Below are 21,014 nucleotides of genomic sequence, written 5' to 3' on the forward strand. Positions count from 1 at the left end.
AATGAGGAAGAATGGCATAAGTTTTAGCGCATCAAGCCCCGGGGATGCAAATCCTACCAAAGAACTGCGCCTTTAAGCTACTGCAGCAACTTTACACCTACCCCAGCCCTTAGGGTGTTCTGAATTTCGGCAACTTTATCGGTATGCTGTACTAGTTCAGCCAATACTTCCTGGCTGGCGTTACCTTCCAGTTTAGCACTGTAAACAATGTTGAAACCGGCTTGTCCTTCGGCAGAAAATTCGGCAGATGCTTCTACCACTACTTTTGTAATGGTGATGTTCTGTTTCTGTGCCTCCCGGTAAATATCATTACAGAAACAGGTAGCCAGCGCCAGGCATAAAAATTCCCCTCCGTTTACTGCAGATCCCCGGCCGCTTTCTTTCGATGGTATGCTAAGTTCACTAAGCCTGCCATTGGTTTCAACAAAAACCTGGTTGCTGTTCAGGCTATTCTCAATTCTCGCCTTTATTTCCATTGCAAAAAAATTTATGACTGATCCAATCTCTTGTATGCATGTTAAAAAGTATACTTAGGCAGCTGGTTTGGCCCACAAATGTTAGCCTTTCTCAAAAACTGCAACCGCCCGCACCGGAGAGCCGGTACCTCCCCTTATTTTCAGCGGGAGTCCTATAAAGCGAAAACGCCCGCGGCCAACCAGCAAATGCAGGTTGATCATGTTTTCGTAGTGGGTAAAACCAAGTTCTCCACAGATGTGGTGCACCTCCCTGTTGCTCAGACCGGATACCCCGGGCGACATGGTTTCAACACCAAAGGCTGCTATTTCAAGGCTGCCTAACCAGCGGGCTGCATCAGCACTTATCCCCGGGCCGTTTACCCAGTTACTGCTACCGTAAGCTTTTCTGTAGTGGTCGGTGTAGAGCAACAGGGTATCACCTTTCCTGATCTCGAGCCCTGCTTTGGCACAGGCTTCTGCTATTTCGGAGGCTTCAATCAGTTCCCTGAAACCTTTATGGGAGAAGTCAAGACAAATGCCTTCGGTGTAAAACATGGAGAGCGGCATTGTTTCGATTGATTGCCCCCTGTTCTGGCGGCTCATGTGGCTTAGCGCATCTACATGTGTGCCGGTATGCTCGCTCAGCGCCAGTCTATTCACACTGGGAGAAACGGTGGCCGCATCTGTAATTCCCTCCCACTCCTCATGTGAGCTGTGCATGCTTATTTCCACCTCCGGAAGTCCCTTGTATACCGGCATTCCTGAGAAAATCTCCTGGCTTAGGTCTATTATCTCAAACATCTGATAATACTCTGCTTTACTGTTAAAATAAAAAATGTTTGCCAGGCTGCCTAAAAAAAGAGCTATGCAGGAGTACTAAAAACCAAAGCCATTGCCCTGGAACAGCTGACTGAAAAGCTGGCTGCAGCATAGTTGCCACAGAAGGTATGATTATTTGTTAGGAGCTGTGCTTTCTTCACCCTCCCGGCTTAAAAAAGGCGACCCCGGGTACTGATATGTTCCCGGAGTCGCCTCTCTGTCTTTAAGCAAACCTGTGGTCTTGGATTGACTAGGTTAGCCTGTGATTTCTCTCAAACAAGGGCAGGTACCCTTTTTTGGGAGTAAAGTCAATCAGCGCCTCTTCAAATTCCACACGCTGCAAAGTCTTTGTAGGCTTTGGCTTGCGGTAGTTTGTATACATAAACCAAGTGCCAGTAGCTGCAACAGCACTGCAAATTAAACCATACAACAAAAACATAGTATTGCTTTCTTTAAACTCCTCTGAAATTCCTGATTTTCTTTCAGCCTTAGGTTGGGTAACAGCTTTCTGCCCGGGCAGGCTTCAGCAGCATGTAACACTGTTAAGGCTAATTGTCTTTTGATGGTGCGAATCTACATGATAGTTAGCAGATCCCATCATTAAAATAAAAAATAATCTTTAACAATTCATACACCCTTAAAACAGGCAAAAAGCAGCCTTAAAACTGGTTGTTAGGCCTTTAACACCCCCGCAACTTGCCAGATGAGTAAAATTCTGGTCCATAAACGTCAGGGTTAGCATGAGCAGCAGAAGGAGCGCCTGAAGTAGTACTATTTCTGTATAGGGGGTGGGCTGCCGGAGCACTATGCTTGCAGCAGGTGGCTCCCGTGGGGTTCGGCAACTTTGTACTTCATTTAATCCTTCTTTCTAATCTTGACGATAGTGTCTGGTGTATGGATATGAATGGTATCTCCTACCAAACGCAATCCATGAAAATCTCCCACTTTCAGTAAAGTCTCCTCACTAAGGTGGCTAATTGAATCCAATACCTTATTACTCACTTCCCCCCAGTAAGGATACTTTATTTCTGGCGCCCGTTTATCGTAAAAGTATTTGAAATTGTAGAGGTGAATTGTTCTTTTCATATCACGGGCACTGGTCAGCACCTTGGATAAGACTAAGGTTGAGTCAGTTAAGCTTGTTACTGAATAAATCCCCCCAAAGTTAAGCCTGGCTTCATCTTCCGGGTTATTCAACTGATACCGGAAGTACTTATTTTCAAGTAACGCCCAATTCCCGCTCTTGCCGCCATATTCAAATCCATTGCCTGCACCAAACTCCAGAAATGCCCAGCCTTTGGTGTTTACTATTTCATCCCTGATTTGCGTATCAACGCTGTTTACTTTCCACATTCGGGTAGTCAGGTAGGCTAACTGTTCCTCTGTTAGTTCAATGGCATCAGGATTCAGCAATTCAAAATTTTTAGTCTGTGCTATCGCAAACGCAGAAACCAAAAGGAAGAAAAATATAATGGATATCCTTTTCATATAGGTGGTGTTACAGTCTGCTATCCATTAAACTACAAAATAATATTTAAAGTTATTATAATCATAAGCATAAACAGCCATCATTCGCCAGCCCTGCGAGTTACAAGCTGCTCATACAAAACAATAGCAGAGGTAACTGAATACCAGCCACCTCTGCCACAAGGAGTATTCACTGCTATGATGGCTGGCGCAACCATACAACCCCGGCAGATCCTGTACCCTATTCTTCCATGAAGAAGTAGTAGTGATCACCAATGGTGAGGTAGAGAGTGCTTTTACGGAGCAGGTCTTTTAATGCCTTGTCTTTCTGAAGCTCTTCACGGCTGTAGGCGTTGCTGACAAGGGTTTTGTCTGCGGCATCGCTGATGTGGATGTGTACTTTTTCCTGGAACCAGAAATTGTTCTCCAGGTCAATGTACAGGATAGGGTCATCTACTGCTAATGCATTTTTTGCTGCGGTGGGTTCGGTACCATTGGCTTGTGCAAAGGCTGGTACCAGTAAGATAAAAAGTAAAAGGACTGATAGCTTTTTCATAATTTCAAAAATTTAAGTTTTGTAATATCTGACTGAAGAAATAATTGGTGATTGCTGAGGGTTACAGTGGCTTTGGGATCAGCCGCCTGTTCTTTTCAATTCTTCGCTGTTACTGCCCCTGCTTCCGGGACCTTCAAACTTTTCGCCTTTCCTGAATTTATAGCGGAGGGAAAGGCGCACACTCTGCAGGTTAGCGTATTGCCTCATGCGGGTATCCTGGTCCTGGAACGCCACTGTAAAGCGGGTCACATCTGTGCGAAATATGTCGTTGAAGTTGAGGCTTACATCAAGTTTTTCGTTGAACAGGGATTTCTTTACACCGGCTTCCACCCAGCCAAAGCCTTTCAGGCGCAGCACACCCCAGGCTTCGGGGCTTACGTAGGTACCGTTAACTTCTGCAGTAAAGCCCTTTGCGAGCGTAAACTTGTGCTGCGACTGCAGGTAGCCGTTCCACCTGCTGTTGTCTACCACATAACCCTCCAGGGAGGCTTTATAGGAGCTGTAAGAAAGAACGCCTGTGTTATTCACAGTCCACCAGCGGGCAAATTTAATGGGTGCTATTGCCCGTAGAGACGCCTGGTGGCTTTTTTCCAGGTTTACCAGCCTGAAGGTGGTGGTGGCAGCTTCGTCATCCTGAAAAGGCACCTGCACAATATTATCATCTACCAAAGTATAGGTGAGGCTTAGCTGGTAATCCTGGTGCAGTACCTGGTTAACTTCAAAAACATGTGAGTACTCGGGCTGCAGCATGGGGTTGCCCTGTATGGAGGTATAAGGATCTACATACAGCACGTAGGGATTGAGCCAGCCATAAGAGGGCCTGTTGATGCGGCGGCTGTAGCTGTAGGTTAGCTGGTAGTTGCTGTCTACCTGCTGGCTAAGCACCATGCTGGGAAAGAAATCGAGGTAGCGACGGGGCGTTTTCTGCTCCAGACTCCGGGAATAGCCCTCTGCCAGGGTTTGCTCTGCCCGCAAGCCTGCCTGTACCTTAAAGCTTTTGCTAAGCTTATAGTGGCCTATCAGGTAGCCGGCCAGTATAGATTCCTCATACAGAAAATGATTGCTTCTGTCGATGCCGCCCGGCAGCTGGCTGCCTGGTGCTGCCCACATCCTGAAGTTATTGTCGCTTAGTACACGGCTGCCTTTAAAGCCTGCCTCCCATTTGCCCCCATTGCTGTAGCTCTTATTATAATCAGCTTTTATGGAATAAATATCAAACTGAACGGGATTTGAGGAGTAGAACTCCTCGCTGGGCCTGTTGCCGCTCTCTTCTCCAAAGTAGTGATTCTGGAACTGGCTGATGTTATCGAAAGCTACCTGTGTAAAATCTGCCTCCAGGCTAAGGGTGCTGCCCAGTGTATCGAGCGCTCCTGTGTAATGCAGGTTAAGTCCCCACTGCTTAAATGGTCTGTCGGTTGCTTCATCGGCGGTATAGCTGAAGTCTTCTGCCCCCCCGGCAAACACATCTGCACGGGCCGAAGAGCTTCTGTCTGCCCAGTTCTGTGTGTATTTGCCGCCAACCCCTATGCTGTGGCCCTCCTTTAGCTCAAAGTCAAGCGCAGTTCTGCCGGAAAGGGAGTTGGTGCCATAGTAGCGGTTGGTGTGCTGGTCTATTACGGTAGTACCTTCTCCGCTTTCTATGCGGCGATACAGGCTGTGGTAAATGTCGCGCTGGTTGCTGCGGTAATCAAGGCTGCTCAAGCCAGACCATTTTCCCTGCTTGTAGTTAAGGCTGGCACCGCCAAAGTAAGAGAACTTTCCATTATACTCACTGCCCGCATTAAGGCTGCCAAAGGTACCGCGCAGGCTGTTTTTCTTTAGCCTGATGTTGATAATGCCACCCGTGCCCTGTGCATCGTAACGGGCAGATGGGTTGCTGATCAGTTCTATGCTCTTTACACCATCGGCCGGCATACTGGCCAGAAACTGCTGCAACTCGGCGGCAGAAAGATAGGTAGGCTTGCCATCGATCATCACCATGGTGCCCTGGCGGCCATTCAGGGAAATATTGCCGTCAGAATCTACCAGCACCCCGGGAGAGCGGCTTATTACATCCAAAGCAGTACCCCCATTTGCCAGGGTAGAGCTTTCCACATCTACGATCAGCTTATCGTCTTCCAGCAGAATGGTAGGTTTACTGGCTACAACCTCCACCGTATTAAGCTGCTCTACTGCCTCCTGTATGGTAATAATCCCTAAATCTTTATGGAAAGGCAGCTGCGGCACATTAATGGCAGGCAGGGTGTAATCGTTATAGCCAATGGCTGTAATGCGTATGGAGTAGCTGCCCGTCTGCTGAAGGGGTAGCGAAAAGCTGCCATCCTTGGTGCTCACAACACCTGTTACCAGCTCCTCCCCTTTAAAGAGTACTACATTGGCATAGGGCAGCGGTTGTTGGGCATCATCTACTAGTTTACCCTCTATACCAGAAGTTGTTTGTGCCTGCACTCCAAAAGGTTTTAGTAGTACGCTTAAAAGTAAGGCCAGGCTTAGTTTAATGGAGAGCTGGAAAAATGGTGTCATCGCTATCGGTGTTTTGTTTTTTTGCTCGGTTGATAGCTCAAAGTTGGGATGACACCCGCACCTTTAAAAACAGATTGCAACCAACTGCCGCCTGCGTGTAGTGAACTGCAGGATTTGTGCAGCAAAGATGCTCATGAGGATAGAAAACAGCGGCAAAAAGGCCAAAAACGGCTATCAGGCAGAGATTTAGCCTATTTTACCAGGAGAACAAGAAAGCAGCCAGCAGTTTACTACACAAATTTTACAGTTCACTACAGCTATCGTGCAGCTGGTTACCTCTTGCTTTTTTTCGCTGCCAAAGCATTGCAATTTTGGATCAGAAATAAAAACACCACAGATATGTACGTACCATTAACATACTACTCCATTACGCTGCGGCTCCTGCTTAGCATCGTACTTAGCTTTACCCTGTTCGTATCTGCCGTACAGGCACAGCATCAGCATTCCAATGTAAAGGTATACAGCGCCAACAGGGAGTCTTCTACCCAACTGAAGATCCAGAACGACAATGAAAGCCTGAATGTTGAAATTGACGGCACCATTACCATTGGCCCCGACGACAGGAGTATTTCTGCCATTAGTGAGGGTGGCTTTCTGAAAATAAAGAAAACCACCTTTGGCAATACGCGGGAGATCTTTATAAAAAACACGGGGGGCACGCTAAGCCATGAGTATAAGGAAGGTGGCCGTACAGTACCCTTTGAACCTGCCGGCAAAGCATGGCTGGCCGATATACTGCCGGAGCTGCTGCGCAACACCACCATTGGAGCAGAAAGTCGTGTAGACCGCTTTTACCAGCGGGGTGGTGTCAGGGCAGTGCTTGTCGAAATGGGCAACATTAAAAGCGATCATGTTAAGGCAAAATATGCCGAGCTGCTCCTGAAGAAAAACATAAAGGAAAGCGAAGTGCCCTCTGTGATAGAAGCAATTGGCAAACAGGTGGACTCCGACTTTTACCGCTACGAAATCTTTAAAAACAACAGCGATAAGCTGCTGGCCAACCAGCAAAACATGGGCCAGTACCTGAATGCCATTAATACGGTACAATCAGATCACTATAAAACAGAGCTTGTAAAACTGGCATTTAGCAAAAACCTGCCTGCACAGTATAACAAGCAGGCCCTCCAGCTTATTGGCACCATAAACAGCGACCACTATAAATCTGAGGTACTCAAGCGGATGGTCAGGAGCAACCAGCTTACCGACGAGCAGCTGGAGTTTTTGCTGGGTAACCTGCTGCAGACCGTTAACTCCGACCACTATCGCACAGAAACCATCTCCATGGTGCTAAACACACAAAAGGAACTGAGCCCTGCGGGTGTAACCTATGTGATCAGCAGCATTAACCAGACAGGCTCTGCACACTACGCTACCGAAAGCCTTAAAAAGCTGATAAAAACACACAAACTAAGCATTAAAAACTACGAAGCCCTCTTTGGTACACTTAACAAGCTGCAGTCAGATCATTACAAATCAGAATTTATGCGCATGCTGGTAGCCGACCCGGCCTTCGAGGAGCACTTCGACCTGTTTCTGCGCGAAAGCCAGAACATCAGGAGCGACCACAACCGCAGCGAGGTACTGAGGGCTGCCCTGAACGAAGGCAGTTTAAATGATGACCAGCTGGCAAAACTAGCTGCCAGTGCCAGCACCATACAAAGCGACCACAACAAATCAGAAGTGCTGCTGCAGGTATGTCATAAGAGCAAGAGCGAGAAAGTAAAGAAAGCGGTACAGGAAGCCGCAAAGTCAATTAATTCCACTTTCAACTACGGCAATGTAATGAAGTGTGCCCAGTGATTTACAGTACTAAAATCTCTTCATCTTTATATTTATATTAGCATACGGGAGGGCAATTTTTCCCTCCCGCATCTTATGCAGCAACTAACGCCTCCCCCCTTTCTCATGAATAAAGCTGCCTCCTTTTTTGCTGTGTTCACCGTTTGCCTTGGGCTGTTCTTCTACCTGTTGTACAGTTTGGGCGGCAAACTTACCCTGTTTACTGCCCTGGCAGATCAAACTGGGGCTGTATTAGGTGCAGCAGCAGCAGGGAGCCTTCTTTTTCTGCTGGGGTATGAGGCGCTGATCAGGCGTATAGCCTGGCGGCACTACCCGGGCCTGCGCTTTGCGCTATCCTGTCTCCTGCTCTGGGGGCTGGGGGTAGCTTCTGCATGGCTGCTTAGCATACTGCTGGAAGAGATAATTACCACAACCGGCCTCTATCAGCCCGATAACCTGAAAATATTCCGCTTAACGGCGGCTATTGTAAGCCTGCTGCTGAGCTTGCTCTTTACCCTTATTGACTTCTCCTGGTATGCCTATTACCGCTATGCTGCAGAAACCCTTGCCCGCACAAGAGCGCAGCGGCGCCAGAAGGAGCTGCAGTTTGATGTATTGCGGGCACAGCTAACCCCGCACTACCTTTTTAACTCACTCAACACTGCCTCCAACCTCATTAGTTACGACAGCGCCGGTGCCGAAATTTACCTGCGCAAGCTGGCCCACAACATTCAGTACCTTATGGCAAAGCCAAATGAAGTGCTAAGCAGCCTGCAACAGGAGCTGGAGGTGGTGGATAGCTTTTTTCACCTGATGCAGGTACGCTTTGGCGACAGGATAAGGCTGGAGAAAACTGTGAACCAGAAATGCCTGCAACAGAAAATTCCTGCAATGGCCCTGCAGTTGCTGGTAGAAAATGCCCTGAAGCACAATGTTGCCAGCACCAGTACACCTGTTGTCATACGCATTGAGGCGCACCCTGAAGGCATTGCAGTAGAAAACAACATTACACGCCCACCACAGGACCTTAAATCGGGCAAGGTAGGGCTGCGCAACCTGCAGGAGCGCTACCAGCATTTATCAGCCAAAAATGTGGTGGTAACACAAAACTCCGAAAGTTTTAAGGTGCAGCTGCCCTACATTACCAACAGCAAGAAGGAGGCTTATGTATAGTAACCCCGCCACCCGCCCCTTATTTCGACTGCTGGCCCCCCTGGCTTTTGGTGCCATTGCCTATTTACTGGTGCTGCTGGCATTTGATACCCACAGCCGTGTACTGGAAAACTTCTTTAACGAAGAGCTGCTCGTATGCATTGGTATGAGCTATGCCGTGCTGGAGGCCAACCGCCTGCTGGCTGTTAGCTTTTCTAAGGTGCGCAAAGACTTCTGGACCAAAAGCAGCCTAAAGCTGGTGCTGGCCCTGCTGCTTACAGCCCTCATCACCAGCGGGTTATTGATCCTCTACTTTCGCTACCGGCTGGATATGCACTACATCCTTAGCTTTTATACCGAGCTAAAGGTGTTCAATGGCATATTTCTGTTTATTGCCCTGCTGTACCAGAGCTATTTTCTGGGTTTTGTATGGCTGCACCACCAATACCAGCTAAAGTTTTCTGCCGAAGAAGAAAAGAGCCGGGAGCTGGAGCAGCAGATCTACCAGTTTTGCTATACCATTCATCCAGATTTTCTGTTCTCGGGCCTGGAGCACGTAATCCTGAAAATAAGGGAAGGGCAAACAGAAGCTGCAGATGCCGGCATAAGCCTGCTTGCCGAGCTCTACCACTATTTTCTGCGCAGGCAGGAGGAGCTTGTACCACTGGAAGATGAACTGCTTGTAATTGAAAAGCTTCACCAGCTGCTATCCCATTCCGGCAAGTGGCTGGAGCTGAAAACCCATATACAGAACCCGGAAAGCATGGTAGTACCGGGCAGCCTGGTGCGCCTTACAGAAGCCATTGCCCAATCGCAGCTAAGCTCCTTTGCGGCCCCGCTGATCATAAGCTTTAGGCAGCATGAGGAAGCATTAGTCATCAGCTTTAAGCCTAATTTCTCGCTCGTACACCAGCACGCACTTGAAAATATACTGAAAGCCCTGCACCAGCAGTATGCCTGGTTAACAGGCAAAGACCTGCACTGGACGCCCGTACTAATGCATAGTACAGCTGTACCAGTGCCGGCTTCTCCCGAACTGGTACAGGAAAATACTGCAGACACTCCCTTACATACAACTCCTGGTATACCGGGAGCAGCTGCCGAATACTACCAGATCTCCATCCCTACCCTTAACCTACAGCCACATGAAAGTAATCATCATTGAAGATGAACGCCCCGCATACGAGAAGCTGGTGCATTTTTTAAAGCGCTACAGTGATCAGACCGAAGTGATTGGTGCTGCCCAGAGTGTGCAGGAGGCAGTTGATGTACTGCAGCAAAAGGGCCAGCAGGCAGACCTGCTGCTGATGGACATACAGCTGGCCGACGGCCTCTCCTTTGCAGCCCTGGACCAGGTGCCCCTGAAAAAGCCGGTTATCTTTATTACGGCCTATAACCAGTATGCCCTGGAAGCTTTCAGGGCTAATGGCATTGATTACCTCCTGAAGCCCCTCACCTACGATGCTTTCTCTTCCAGCATCGATAAGCTAAAGCAGCTAAGCGGTACCTTCTCAGATCCGCTGCAGTCTATTCAGGATATCTATAAAAAGCTTAGCAAGCCCCAGTATAAAGAAAGGTTTCTGGTTAAAATCGGCGACCACATCCACTCCGTGCCAACCGAGCAAATACAGCTGTTTTTTGCCGAAGGCCGCAATACCTACCTGGTGAACGGGGCCGGCCGCCGCATGATCACAGACTATAAGCTGGAGACTATTGAGGAAATGATATCTCCCGAGCAATTCTTCCGGGTAAACAGAAGCTACATCATGAGCCTCACCGGCATTAAAGATGTGCTGGTTTACTCCAACAGCCGCCTTAAGATCAACCCATCCTTCGATTTTAAGGAGGAGATCATTGTAAGCCGCGAAAAAGTAGCACCCTTTAAGGAATGGTTTGGCGGGGGTATATAGACTGGAGCAGCCATAAAGAAAACTCCTTCCTGATCTTTTATCTATCTGTCTGGATTCGCCAGGCATAAAACAGCTTTGCTGTAAAACCTACCACTAACCTCCTGTAGACCAGTTATAAATAAGCCAGGCAATGCAATTGCAACAGGAATAGCCATAACAATTTGGCGTGAAAGAAATTTACTTCTACAGTAAGCTTAATGTAATTCATGCCAACACCTACAAGAAAAATACTCAGAAGGGTAATTGTTTCGCCTTTTCAGCGCTTCTTACAAACAGAGTCCTCAGGTGGTATTTTACTGATTTTTTTCACTGCCCTTGCCCTGCTGTGGGCAAACTCTGCCTGGAGTGAGAGCTACATAAATCTCTGGAATACCAAAGTGGGCTTAGCCTGGGGCGACTGGTCGCTGATCAAATACCTGATCCTCTGGGTGAACGATGGCCTGATGGCTATTTTCTTCTTCCTGGTAGGTCTGGAGATCAAGCGCGAGGTACTGGTGGGAGAGCTCTCTTCGATGCGCAAAGCCTCCCTGCCTATTTTTGCTGCTATTGGTGGTATGGTTTTCCCTGCGCTCCTTTTCGTACTCCTGCAATCCGGAAAGCCCGGTGCCGAGGGCTGGGGTATTCCCATGGCTACAGACATTGCCTTTTCGCTTGGCATCTTAAGCCTGCTGGGGAAACGGGTACCCCTAAGCATGAAAATCTTTCTTACTGCCTTTGCCATTGTGGATGATATTGGTGCCGTGCTGGTCATTGCTATCTTCTACAGCGGCGAAATTTACCTGCCAGCCCTTTACATTGCCCTTGGGCTTTTCCTGGTGCTGATTGCCTTCAACATCTTCAATGTTCGTAAGAAAACACTCTACATGCTGGTTGGGGTGGTGATCTGGTATTTCTTTCTTAAATCCGGCCTGCACCCTACCATAGCCGGTATTATGGTAGCATTTACTGTACCCATTACCTCTAGAATAAACGCAAGAGATTTTGTAGAGGAGGTAGAAAACGGACTGGTGGTTTTTAAAGAGTTTGAAGATGATCCGGATGATCATCTGCTCTCTTACGAACAGCTTTCTTCTGCTGAGACCGTAAGGTCTGCTGCCAAAAATGTAGAACCCCCTCTGCAAAAGCTGGAGCACTCGCTGCATGGGTTTGTTGCCTATTTTGTACTGCCCATTTTTGCCCTGGCCAATGCAGGGGTGGCGCTTGCCGGCGGGGCCGATGCCCTTAGCAGCGCACTTACCCTAAACATTGCCCTTGGCCTGCTGGTTGGAAAAACCCTTGGTATAGGCCTCCTCTCCTGGATAAGCGTAAAGATTGGAATCGCCAGCCTGCCCACAGGTTCAACCTGGGTACAGCTCATGGCACTTGCCCTGCTGGGAGGGGTTGGTTTTACCATGGCTCTTTTTATAGCAAACCTGGCTTTTACAGATCCTGTACTGCTGAACGAGGCAAAAATGGGCATTCTGATAGGCTCAACCATTGCAGGTATTGGCGGCTATATAATCTTGCGCATGACCCTTCCGGCAGTACCTGATCCGGCAGCAGATGAAGTAATGGAAGGAAGGCATTAATTTTTCATATAATAAACAGGAGCACTCTTTTAAGCTAACCTGCCGGATGGGCTTAGGCCTGGCTTGTGCTCCAACAATACAAAAGATTTTTTACAGTTCAACTGCCTGCCATTGATCCCTGTATGAGGATCAGCTGGGGTACTAAGGAAAGCCCCGAACCCCCTGTAAGCAGGAACCAGCTACGCTTATGTTAATTGTAGTGCTGCTTGGGTTTATTTTAGCATTTGCCGCCCCCCTGCTGCACCGGGTTGCTGGCAAATATACCTATGTGCCTATGGCACTGGCTGCCCTTGCTGCTTTTGTTTACTTCTGCAGCTGTTTGCCAGCCATTCTGGAGGGAGCATTGATCACGCAAACCCAAGCCTGGGTACCCTCCCTGGCGATAAACCTCGATTTTTACCTGGATGGTCTTAGCCTGCTGTTTGCCCTGCTGATCAGCGGCTTTGGCACCCTGATCATGGTTTATGCGGGTGGGTATTTGAAAGGTGATCCCCTGCTGGGCCGCTTCTACCTCTACCTGATGCTGTTTATGGTGGCCATGCTGGGGGTAGTAACAGCAGGCAACATCTTCTCCCTTTTTGTATTCTGGGAGTTAACGAGCCTTAGCTCCTACATGCTCATTGGTTTTAAGCACCAAAAGGAAGAATCGCGAAACGCCGCACTGCAGGCGCTGCTGATAACAGGTGGTGGCGGACTGGCACTGATGGCTGGCCTGCTCTTGCTGGGCAATGCCAGTGGCAGCTACTCTTTTACTGAACTGTTAAACAGGGGTGAAATGGTTCGCGCTCACGCCCTTTACCTGCCTGCACTTGTCCTTATTTGCATAGGGGCTTTTACCAAATCTGCCCAGTTTCCCTTTCATTTCTGGCTGCCCAATGCAATGGCAGCCCCAACACCTGTAAGCGCCTACCTGCACTCGGCAACCATGGTTAAAGCAGGGATTTACCTGCTGGCAAGGCTAACTCCGGTAATGGGCGGCACAGATGTCTGGCAGTACACCCTCATGCTTGTTGGGGGCAGCACAACAGTACTTGGTGCCTTTCTGGCTGTTCAGCATACCGACCTAAAGGCAATCCTGGCCTACACCACCATCAGCGCCCTGGGCATGCTGGTAACCATGACAGGCATTGGGTCAGCCCCGGCACTGGAGGCGATGGTTGTATTTCTGCTGGCACATGCGCTTTACAAAGGTACCCTCTTTATGGTAGCCGGCAATGTAGACCATGCCACCGGCACCCGCGAGATTAACAAGCTGCAGGGCCTTGGAAAAAAGATGCTGCCAACTGCCCTGGCTGGTGCTCTGGCAGCCTTATCGATGGCAGGCGTGCTACCTTTTTTTGGTTTTATTGGCAAAGAACTACTCTACGAAGCTGCGCTGGAAGAGAGCACCACCCGTACAGCCATGTTTGCTGTTACTTTCTTCTCCGGGCTTATCTTTGTGGCTGTAGCCCTTGTGGTGGGGTATCGTATCTTCTGGCGTAAAACCGGCAGGCAAACACCCCTGGAGCATGGCAACACACCGCTGCTGTACCTACCGCCGCTGATGCTCTCCGGCCTTGGCCTTTTGCTGGGCCTTATTCCTGCCATGCTGGCCACCCCCATTCTTAGGCGTGCGGCAGAGGCCATGCTTGGTGAGGAGCAGGTTTTTGAGCTTTCGCTCTGGCATGGCTTTAATATGGTACTGTTCATAAGCCTGCTAACCTTGCTGCTCGGTTATCTGCTCTACCGTTTTACCGACAGGCTTCATGCCTTAGTTCCGCGCCTCTCCCGCATTTACCGTTTCGGACCCGGCACCTTGTTTTATAAAGCGGTAAAAGCACTGCCTGATGCTGCCGGTGTGTTAACAAGAAGCATTCAAACCGGCTACCTGCGCAATTACATCACCATCATTATTTTAACGCTGCTGGGTTTTCTGGCTTATGCCCTAATCCCCAACAGCCCTTCGCTGGAGCTGGCGGACCGCCTGCCCCTGATCATGAACATAAGGGTGTATGAGTTTGTCCTGATTCTGCTCATCATGGCAGCCCTCTATATGCTGCACAACAGCAAGTCAAGGCTTACCTCTATTGCCATCCTGGGTATTATTGGCTATTCAGTAGCAGTGTTCTTTATTCTCTTTGGCGCGCCCGACATTGCCGCTACCCAGCTCCTCATCGAAACCCTCACGGTGGTGCTGTTTGTGCTGGTGCTGCACAAGCTCCCTTCTTTCCATAACCTCACTTCTATCCAGACAAAGATAAAATACATTATGGTGTCCCTGCTCTTTGGCGGCACCATGACCTATGTGCTGCTGCTGGTAAAACAGTTCCCGCTAGACTCCCGCTTAAAAGAATACTTTGGGCAGGCAAGCTACCTGCAGGGCCAGGGCAGAAATATAGTAAATGTGATTCTGGTAGATTTCCGGGCTATGGATACCCTGGGTGAAATAACCGTGCTGGCAGTGGCAGCCATAGGCATCCTGGCGCTTTTTAAACTTCAGCTGGATAAGGAGGAAAAACCATGAAAACAAGCATACTGGGCACAGCCATACGCTTGCTGGTGCCTGTCTTTCAGCTATTTTCACTCTACATTCTCTTCCGGGGGCACAACCATCCCGGAGGCGGTTTTATTGGCGGGCTTATCGGGTCCATCGGCTACATCTTCTATGCCATGGTCTATGGCCCCAAGGAGGTAGTACATCTCTTTTTCAATTTCAGCCTGTATGTAGAAGACAGAGCCGACCACCGCAGCCGTACCCAGGCCTACCTGCAAACCCTGAAAAACAACACCTGGCAAAGAAAGCAAACAAAACTGCCCAAAGAGGCCCGTAAAGCACGGGAGTACCGGCTGGAACCCATGCACCTCATTGCTACTGGCTTGTTACTGGCGGTAAGCAGTGGTGTTTTAGGCATGCTTTTCTCCGGCGGGCCCTATATGTCGGCACTCTGGGCAGACTTTTACCTGCCCATCCTGGGCAAGCCAGGCACGCCTATTCTCTTTGACCTGGGAGTTTACCTGCTGGTGATGGGCGTAGTGCTGAAAATCACCTTTATCATGTCGGAAGATTAAAGAACAGTATATGGAAGTTTTACTCTGTTTTGTGGTTGGCATTCTTTTTTCGGTGGGGCTGTACTTTATCCTTCACCGCCATTTTTTTAAGCTTATCCTGGGCCTTATGCTCTTTGGACTGGCTACCAACCTGTTCATTTTTGTAATTGGCCGCCTTACGCGCGGGGGCAGTCCTATTATTGCTGAAACCAGCGAAGTGGCCCTGGAACCCTTTGCCGACCCTGTTCCCCAGGCCCTGCTGCTAACAGCCATTGTAATCGGGTTTGGCATACAGGCCTTTGCCATTGTGCTGATCAGGCGGGTGCACCAGTCGTTTGGCACCACCGATCTGGACGACCTGGACACCACCGAAAAGATTGAAACGCCTGAAAAGCCAGAATTTGAATAAGCTGCTGCTCATATTACCCCTGCTCCTTCCCCTTTACGGGGCTATTCTGTGCCTGTTTTTCTGGTTCAGGCCGCGGGCACAAAAAATAGTAAGCCTGCTGGCACAGCTGGGGCTGGTTTCGGCCAGCCTGTACCTGCTGCTGCATGTAAACAGCGCGGGCATTATCAAAACCCAGATCGGCAGCTGGCCGGCACCTTTTGGCATCACCCTGGTTGCCGATCTTTTCAGCTGCCTGATGGTGCTCTCCTCCTCGATCATTGGCCTTGCCCTGATTGTGTATTCCCTGCAGGGGCTCGATGGCGCCCGCCAAAGATTTGGGTACTATCCGCTGGTGCTCCTGCTGCAGCTGGGCATTGGTGGCGCCTGCCTCACCGGCGACCTGTTTAACCTCTTTGTGTGGTTTGAGCTGCTGCTGATCTGCTGTTTTGTTCTGATTTCTCTGGGAGGTACCAAGGCACAGCTGGAGGGAGCCATCAAGTATGTAACTATCAACATAATTGCCTCCAGCATTCTGCTGATGGGCATTGGCGTGGTGTATGGCACCTTAGGCTCCCTAAACATGGCCGAACTGGCCAGCCTGGTGCGCATGCCCGAAACAGATACCAGTTTGGTTAGCATGGCAGGCATGTTCTTTCTGCTGGCCTTTGGCATCAAATCAGCAGTATTTCCCCTGTTTTTCTGGCTGCCTGCCTCCTACCATACCCCACCTATAGCCATTTCGGCTTTTATTGGCGGGCTCATTACCAAGGTAGGGGTATATGCACTGGTACGCACCTTTACGCTCATATTTGCCATAAACCTTGAACTTAGCCTGCCCCTGATCATGCTTATTGCCGGTTTTACCATGGTGATTGGGGTGTTAGGAGCTGCTGCCCAGAAAGATTTCAGGAAAATTCTCTCCTTTCATATCGTGAGCCAGATTGGCTATATGGTGATGGGGCTTGCCATCTATACGCCCCTGGCACTGGCTGGCAGCATTTTCTTTATCATCCACAACATCCTGGTAAAAACAAACCTCTTCCTGATAAGTGGTGTGGTGGCACAGCGGCATGGCAGCTTCGGCCTCAAAAAGCTGGGGGGCGTTTACCTGCTGCAACCCGTGCTGGCCCTGCTCTTTGTGTTGTCGGCTTTCTCGCTGGCTGGTATCCCTCCATTTTCCGGCTTCTGGGGCAAATTTATGCTGGCAAAGGCAGGCTTTGATGCCCAGGATTATACCATTGTAGCCACCTCACTGGCCGTAAGCCTTTTTACCATCTTCTCCATGACCAAGATCTGGAACGAGGTGTTCTGGAAGAAAAAGCCTGCTGAAGCCGGGGTAGAAAACACAACTCATGAAATGGAGCCGGAAAGTGCAGCTGCCAGAACAACCCGCAGGCTGATGTATGTGCCTGTGATCTTCCTCACGCTGCTGATCCTGTACATTGGCCTCTATGCTGAGCAGCTGATCAGCCTTTCCGGCAGAGCTGCCGAGCAGTTGCTGAACCACGAGCTGTACATTCATGTAGTACTAAGCAAGTAAGGATAGTATGAAAACCTTTAGCATCCATATTGTCATTGCCATTGCACTCTCCTACCTGTTTTTTGATTACAGCAGTCTGCTGCCCTACAATGCTGCCACCGCGCTGCTTGTTTTCCTGGTTTTTATACTCTTGCTCTGGCTAAGTGCTGTGTTCTATCACCCATCCTATTTCCGTAAGCTACCCAAGGCAATGGCCTTTCTCTTCTTTTTCCTGAAAGAGATGTTTGTTGCCAACATCAAGATTGCCTACGAAATCATAACGCCGCGCTACCGCATGCAGCCTACCGTAGTAGCCCTACCGCTTTCTGCCAGAACCGATGTGGAAATTACTCTGCTGGCTGCCATGATTACCCTTACACCCGGAACCCTTAGCCTGGATGTAAGCGACGATAAAAAGATTCTTTGGGTGCATGTGCTTTACCTCGAGGAGGGCGGTGCAGAAGAAATTGTGCAAAAGCTGAAATGGGGATTTGAACGAAGATTATTAGAACTGACAACATGAGTATTTTTCACATAAGCCTTTTGATAGCCTTAACTGGCCTTAGTGTTTGCCTGGTTATGGCCAGCATTCGTTTTGCCATTGGCCCCAGCCTGCCCGACCGCATTACGGCCTTCGATCTTTTTGTAGCCAACATGATTGGCATCATTGCCATCTACACAGAGTTAACCGGGAACGAAGACTTTATTGATGTTGCCATTATCCTCTCGCTCTTTGGCTTTCTGAGCTCCATCTCCTTTGCCTATTTTCTCATGAAAAGAACCCACAAAAATGACTAGCGAACCAGACTACTTATTGCTGCGCGAAATTGTGAGTTCCTGCTTTATACTGCTGGGCACCCTTTTCATGCTGATCGCTACCATTGGCCTGCTGCGTTTCCCGGATTTTTACATCCGCATGTCGGCCATTACCAAAGGAGCTACCCTGGGCGTTGGCCTCATACTCCTGGGTATGGCCATCTATTTTAACCAGGCTGATATGTTGCTAAAGGTGATCGTCATCATCACCTTTACCTTTATAACAGCACCCGTAGCAGCCCATGTGATTGCACGCACCGCCATGTACAACAACGTACCATTCTGGAAGGAAACCCGGCTGGAAGCATTCCGTGAGTACCTAAAAAAGTACCTGGGCAAAAACAGCGAAGAGGAGGTAAAGGATTAATGCTTCCTCTTCACCCCTCTTACGGCTTCTGCAGTCCAGGGGTCTTCGGGCCAGTGGTGTTTGGGGTAGCGGCCGCGCAAATCTTTGCGTACGGCAGCATAGGTATTCTCCCAGAAGCTGTGCAGATCCTGTGTTACCTGAACCGGACGATAGCCGGGTGAAAGCAGGTGAAGCAACACCCTGGTGCGCCCTTCATTGACCACAGGTGTTTCCAGCAGGCCAAACATCTCCTGCAAGCGAACAGCCAGGATCGGCGGGCTCCCATCTGCCCTGTACTCCAGGCGTATGTTCGATCCGGTTGGCACCTCCAGGCTCAGGGGTGCCAGCTGGGCAAGCCGCTGCTGCAGCTCCCAGGAGAGCGACGACTGCAGGATCTGTAACAAATCCAGCCGTCTGAAATCGTCCTGGCGGCGTACCGCTGCCAGGTAGGGTGCCAGCCATTGTTCAGGCTCCTGCAGCAGGGCAGGCGTGCTTACATCCGGCCACGCCTCACCGGGGCGCCAGTGGCGCAGGCTCAATACCCTGGCCTGCCACTGCTTTACATCTTCTGTCCAGGAGAGCAGGTTTTCACCATCGGCTTTTACAGCCCCGCACAGCAGCCTCAGCCTTTCTTCTTCCGGTATGGCACCCAGGGGCTTGCTCTCCAGCAGCACATCTCCTATCCGCAATTCCTTGTTGGCTACCAGCTCACCCCTGCCGGTGTCCCAAGCCACCACCTCCTGCTCTTTTGCCAGGGCACGTAAATCTTTCGGGTTCAGGGGCGCTGCCAGGAATATCTTTCCCTCTCCTTTTCCTGCATCCATGTGCGCAATGGCCAGCCACTCCTCATGCCCCAGCGGATCGGCCTCCGGAAGCCGTGCTGCACGTCCGTTGGCCAGCCTGTAGCGGTTGCCGCTATCGCGCCTGGCGATTCTTTCGGGATAGGCAGCTGCAATAAGTTTACCTACCTCCTGGTCGGCTACTGGCTCAGTGCCCGGGGCTATGCTAAAGAGCCTGCACCAGTTCGATACCAGCAGCTCTATGCGCATAAAGCCCCCGCGCTCTGCAGCGTGGCCCCGCCTGGAGCTGCGTGCCCGGCGCAGGGCCTCTACCCGCAGGCTAAGATCGGCCCCTGCCTCTTTTTGCAGTGGGTCGCGCTCCTCCAGCAGGGCGGCTACATCTGCCGCCAGTGCAGCCATATTTGCTTCTTTACCTTCCAGCAGCAGGTGGGCCAGCCGTGGGTGGGTGGGCAGCTTCAGCATTTCCCGGCCTTTATCGGTAATGCGGCCGTTCTCCAGGGCACCAAGCTGATGCAGCAGCTCCAACGCAGCCGCTACCGCACCTGCCGTTGGTGGTGTTACCCAGTTCAGGGAGCGTAGATCTGCAATACCCCAGCCTGCCAGTTCCAGCACCATTGGGGCCAGGTCTGCCTCCATGATTTCGGGCTGGCGCTGGGCTAGCAGGTGCTGGTGCATGCCTTCGCTCCAGAGCCTATAGGCAACACCGGGCCCCAGGCGGCCGGCACGTCCCGCCCGCTGATCGGCGGTGGCACGGGTTACAGCTTCTGTTTCCAGGCGGGTTAAGCCGCTACGTGGCTCAAACCTGGGCACACGCGAATAGCCTGAATCTACTACTACCCTGATGCCCTCTATCGTTAAGCTGGTTTCGGCTATTGAGGTAGCCAGCACTACTTTTCTCTTTCCATGCGGATGGGGCAACAAGGCTGCCTGCTGCTCTGCCTGTGGCAGATCGCCATACAAGGGGTGCAGGCTTAGCTCCGGCTGCGCTTCCTGCAGGCGTTCCTCTACCCTGCGGATCTCACCCAGGCCTGGCAGAAACACCAGCACATCTCCCTCTTCTTCTGCAAGCGCTTTTCGTACTGCCTTGGTTACCTGTTGGGCTATTGCTTCTCCACCGGGCACCCCCCGCTGCTCCTGTGGCAGGTACTGCAGACTTATTGGGTACTGGCGGCCCTGGCTTTTGAGTACAGGCGCATTGCCCAGCATGCTGGAAAGTGCATTGCCATCCAGCGTAGCCGACATGATGAGCAGGCGCAGGTCATCGCGCAGCACGGCCTGCACCTCCCGGCAAAGGGCCAGAGCAAGGTCGGCATGCAGGCTGCGTTCATGAAATTCATCGAAGATCACCAGTCCCACACCCTCCAGTGTATTATCCTGCCCCAGCATGCGGGTGAGTATTCCCTCCGTGAGCACTTCCAGCCGGGTATCTTTACTTACTTTGTTTTCGAAGCGCACCCGGTAGCCAACCGTCTGCCCCACTTTTTCTCCCAGCAGCCAGGCCATGCGGTGTGCCACAGCCCTGGCTGCCAGCCGGCGTGGCTCCAGCATCAACACCTTTTTTCCCGCCAGCCAGCTTTCCTGCAGTAGCTGCAGTGGTAGTACCGTACTTTTGCCTGCCCCTGGAGGTGCCTCCAGAATAAGTGTTAACTGGTCCTGCAGTTTTTTTTTCAAGTCAGGAAGTACAGCTTGTATGGGAAGTTCACTTTCGATCATGGCTAGACTGTTGTATGGCTAAACCGTTCAAAAAGGCAAAAAATTAGTGTAAAAATATTGGTTATTGCAGTGTATTCAACAAAGAAAAAAATCAATTTATGGACTTTAGCTTTCAATCTATAAGTTGCTTATAGTATTTTGGGCCTAATTACATGTTCAGGGATTAGCGAATCTTT

Annotated in this window: 18 protein-coding genes; 12 read left to right on the forward strand and 6 right to left on the reverse strand. The window is 50.3% G+C overall.

What is annotated here, in order from left to right; genetic code table 11:
• Window positions 1-77: 77 nt before the first annotated feature.
• The 5 genes from KWJ01_RS07270 to KWJ01_RS07290 form a co-directional block, all read right to left on the reverse strand.
• Window positions 78-476: an OsmC family protein gene (locus tag KWJ01_RS07270; protein ID WP_224995768.1), complete on the reverse strand. Its 399-nt coding sequence runs from the start codon at window positions 474-476 to the stop codon at window positions 78-80.
• Between the two features lie 81 nt (window positions 477-557).
• Complete coding sequence (locus KWJ01_RS07275; protein ID WP_224995769.1) at window positions 558-1,256, reverse strand: cyclase family protein; 699 nt, start codon at window positions 1,254-1,256, stop codon at window positions 558-560.
• Window positions 1,257-2,129: 873 nt separating this feature from the next.
• Window positions 2,130-2,762 (reverse strand): hypothetical protein, encoded by a 633-nt coding sequence (locus KWJ01_RS07280; RefSeq protein WP_224995770.1) that lies wholly within the window; start codon window positions 2,760-2,762, stop codon window positions 2,130-2,132.
• A 220-nt stretch (window positions 2,763-2,982) separates the two neighbouring features.
• Window positions 2,983-3,297, reverse strand: coding sequence for a hypothetical protein (locus tag KWJ01_RS07285; protein ID WP_224995771.1), 315 nt, complete (start codon window positions 3,295-3,297; stop codon window positions 2,983-2,985).
• 78 nt (window positions 3,298-3,375) lie between these two features.
• Window positions 3,376-5,820 (reverse strand): outer membrane beta-barrel protein, encoded by a 2,445-nt coding sequence (locus KWJ01_RS07290; protein ID WP_224995772.1) that lies wholly within the window; start codon window positions 5,818-5,820, stop codon window positions 3,376-3,378.
• Between the two features lie 339 nt (window positions 5,821-6,159).
• Here KWJ01_RS07290 and KWJ01_RS07295 point away from each other — a divergent pair, with 339 nt between their 5' ends.
• The 12 genes from KWJ01_RS07295 to mnhG all read left to right on the forward strand — a co-directional run bounded on the left by KWJ01_RS07295 (window position 6,160) and on the right by mnhG (window position 18,346).
• Window positions 6,160-7,620: a hypothetical protein gene (locus tag KWJ01_RS07295; protein WP_224995773.1), complete on the forward strand. Its 1,461-nt coding sequence runs from the start codon at window positions 6,160-6,162 to the stop codon at window positions 7,618-7,620.
• Between the two features lie 105 nt (window positions 7,621-7,725).
• The gene (locus tag KWJ01_RS07300; RefSeq protein ID WP_224995774.1) at window positions 7,726-8,772 is read left to right on the forward strand and encodes a sensor histidine kinase; all 1,047 of its coding nucleotides are present in this window, start codon (window positions 7,726-7,728) and stop codon (window positions 8,770-8,772) included.
• Window positions 8,765-9,916, forward strand: coding sequence for a histidine kinase (locus KWJ01_RS07305; protein ID WP_224995775.1), 1,152 nt, complete (start codon window positions 8,765-8,767; stop codon window positions 9,914-9,916). Before KWJ01_RS07300 ends, KWJ01_RS07305 begins: the two co-directional genes overlap by 8 nt.
• Window positions 9,897-10,661: a LytTR family DNA-binding domain-containing protein gene (locus tag KWJ01_RS07310; protein ID WP_224995776.1), complete on the forward strand. Its 765-nt coding sequence runs from the start codon at window positions 9,897-9,899 to the stop codon at window positions 10,659-10,661. Before KWJ01_RS07305 ends, KWJ01_RS07310 begins: the two co-directional genes overlap by 20 nt.
• A gap of 206 nt (window positions 10,662-10,867) precedes the next feature.
• The gene (nhaA, locus tag KWJ01_RS07315; protein ID WP_224995777.1) at window positions 10,868-12,229 is read left to right on the forward strand and encodes a Na+/H+ antiporter NhaA; all 1,362 of its coding nucleotides are present in this window, start codon (window positions 10,868-10,870) and stop codon (window positions 12,227-12,229) included.
• Window positions 12,230-12,416: 187 nt separating this feature from the next.
• Window positions 12,417-14,732, forward strand: a complete 2,316-nt coding sequence (locus KWJ01_RS07320) for a putative monovalent cation/H+ antiporter subunit A (RefSeq protein ID WP_224995778.1) — start codon at window positions 12,417-12,419, stop codon at window positions 14,730-14,732.
• Window positions 14,729-15,277, forward strand: coding sequence for an MnhB domain-containing protein (locus tag KWJ01_RS07325; RefSeq protein ID WP_224995779.1), 549 nt, complete (start codon window positions 14,729-14,731; stop codon window positions 15,275-15,277). The genes KWJ01_RS07320 and KWJ01_RS07325 overlap by 4 nt, the downstream gene beginning before the upstream one ends.
• Before the next feature lie 10 nt (window positions 15,278-15,287).
• Window positions 15,288-15,665: a Na+/H+ antiporter subunit C gene (locus KWJ01_RS07330; RefSeq protein WP_224995780.1), complete on the forward strand. Its 378-nt coding sequence runs from the start codon at window positions 15,288-15,290 to the stop codon at window positions 15,663-15,665.
• On the forward strand, window positions 15,634-17,184 hold the full coding sequence (locus tag KWJ01_RS07335; RefSeq protein WP_224995781.1) for a proton-conducting transporter membrane subunit: 1,551 nt from the start codon (window positions 15,634-15,636) through the stop codon (window positions 17,182-17,184). The genes KWJ01_RS07330 and KWJ01_RS07335 overlap by 32 nt, the downstream gene beginning before the upstream one ends.
• Window positions 17,185-17,191: 7 nt before the next feature.
• Window positions 17,192-17,686, forward strand: coding sequence for a Na+/H+ antiporter subunit E (locus KWJ01_RS07340; RefSeq protein ID WP_224995782.1), 495 nt, complete (start codon window positions 17,192-17,194; stop codon window positions 17,684-17,686).
• Window positions 17,683-17,961 (forward strand): monovalent cation/H+ antiporter complex subunit F, encoded by a 279-nt coding sequence (locus tag KWJ01_RS07345; protein WP_224995783.1) that lies wholly within the window; start codon window positions 17,683-17,685, stop codon window positions 17,959-17,961. The genes KWJ01_RS07340 and KWJ01_RS07345 overlap by 4 nt, the downstream gene beginning before the upstream one ends.
• Complete coding sequence (gene mnhG / locus KWJ01_RS07350) at window positions 17,954-18,346, forward strand: monovalent cation/H(+) antiporter subunit G (RefSeq protein WP_224995784.1); 393 nt, start codon at window positions 17,954-17,956, stop codon at window positions 18,344-18,346. The genes KWJ01_RS07345 and mnhG overlap by 8 nt, the downstream gene beginning before the upstream one ends.
• Here mnhG and hrpB read toward each other — a convergent pair.
• Window positions 18,343-20,838, reverse strand: coding sequence for an ATP-dependent helicase HrpB (hrpB, locus tag KWJ01_RS07355; protein ID WP_224995785.1), 2,496 nt, complete (start codon window positions 20,836-20,838; stop codon window positions 18,343-18,345). The two genes, mnhG and hrpB, sit on opposite strands and share 4 nt — an antisense overlap.
• Between the last annotated feature and the right edge of the window lie 176 nt (window positions 20,839-21,014).

The organism is Cesiribacter sp. SM1 (genome assembly GCF_020178975.1).
Classification (GTDB): Bacteria; Bacteroidota; Bacteroidia; order Cytophagales; family Cyclobacteriaceae; genus Cesiribacter.

Coding starts and splice junctions, on each gene's coding strand:
- KWJ01_RS07270 (WP_224995768.1), bottom strand. CDS start 476: ATGGAAATAAAGGCGAGAATTGAGAATAGCCTGAACAGCAACCAGGTT.
- KWJ01_RS07275 (WP_224995769.1), bottom strand. CDS start 1,256: ATGTTTGAGATAATAGACCTAAGCCAGGAGATTTTCTCAGGAATGCCG.
- KWJ01_RS07280 (WP_224995770.1), bottom strand. CDS start 2,762: ATGAAAAGGATATCCATTATATTTTTCTTCCTTTTGGTTTCTGCGTTT.
- KWJ01_RS07285 (WP_224995771.1), bottom strand. CDS start 3,297: ATGAAAAAGCTATCAGTCCTTTTACTTTTTATCTTACTGGTACCAGCC.
- KWJ01_RS07290 (WP_224995772.1), bottom strand. CDS start 5,820: ATGACACCATTTTTCCAGCTCTCCATTAAACTAAGCCTGGCCTTACTT.
- KWJ01_RS07295 (WP_224995773.1), top strand. CDS start 6,160: ATGTACGTACCATTAACATACTACTCCATTACGCTGCGGCTCCTGCTT.
- KWJ01_RS07300 (WP_224995774.1), top strand. CDS start 7,726: ATGAATAAAGCTGCCTCCTTTTTTGCTGTGTTCACCGTTTGCCTTGGG.
- KWJ01_RS07305 (WP_224995775.1), top strand. CDS start 8,765: ATGTATAGTAACCCCGCCACCCGCCCCTTATTTCGACTGCTGGCCCCC.
- KWJ01_RS07310 (WP_224995776.1), top strand. CDS start 9,897: ATGAAAGTAATCATCATTGAAGATGAACGCCCCGCATACGAGAAGCTG.
- nhaA (WP_224995777.1), top strand. CDS start 10,868: ATGCCAACACCTACAAGAAAAATACTCAGAAGGGTAATTGTTTCGCCT.
- KWJ01_RS07320 (WP_224995778.1), top strand. CDS start 12,417: ATGTTAATTGTAGTGCTGCTTGGGTTTATTTTAGCATTTGCCGCCCCC.
- KWJ01_RS07325 (WP_224995779.1), top strand. CDS start 14,729: ATGAAAACAAGCATACTGGGCACAGCCATACGCTTGCTGGTGCCTGTC.
- KWJ01_RS07330 (WP_224995780.1), top strand. CDS start 15,288: ATGGAAGTTTTACTCTGTTTTGTGGTTGGCATTCTTTTTTCGGTGGGG.
- KWJ01_RS07340 (WP_224995782.1), top strand. CDS start 17,192: ATGAAAACCTTTAGCATCCATATTGTCATTGCCATTGCACTCTCCTAC.
- KWJ01_RS07345 (WP_224995783.1), top strand. CDS start 17,683: ATGAGTATTTTTCACATAAGCCTTTTGATAGCCTTAACTGGCCTTAGT.
- mnhG (WP_224995784.1), top strand. CDS start 17,954: ATGACTAGCGAACCAGACTACTTATTGCTGCGCGAAATTGTGAGTTCC.
- hrpB (WP_224995785.1), bottom strand. CDS start 20,838: ATGATCGAAAGTGAACTTCCCATACAAGCTGTACTTCCTGACTTGAAA.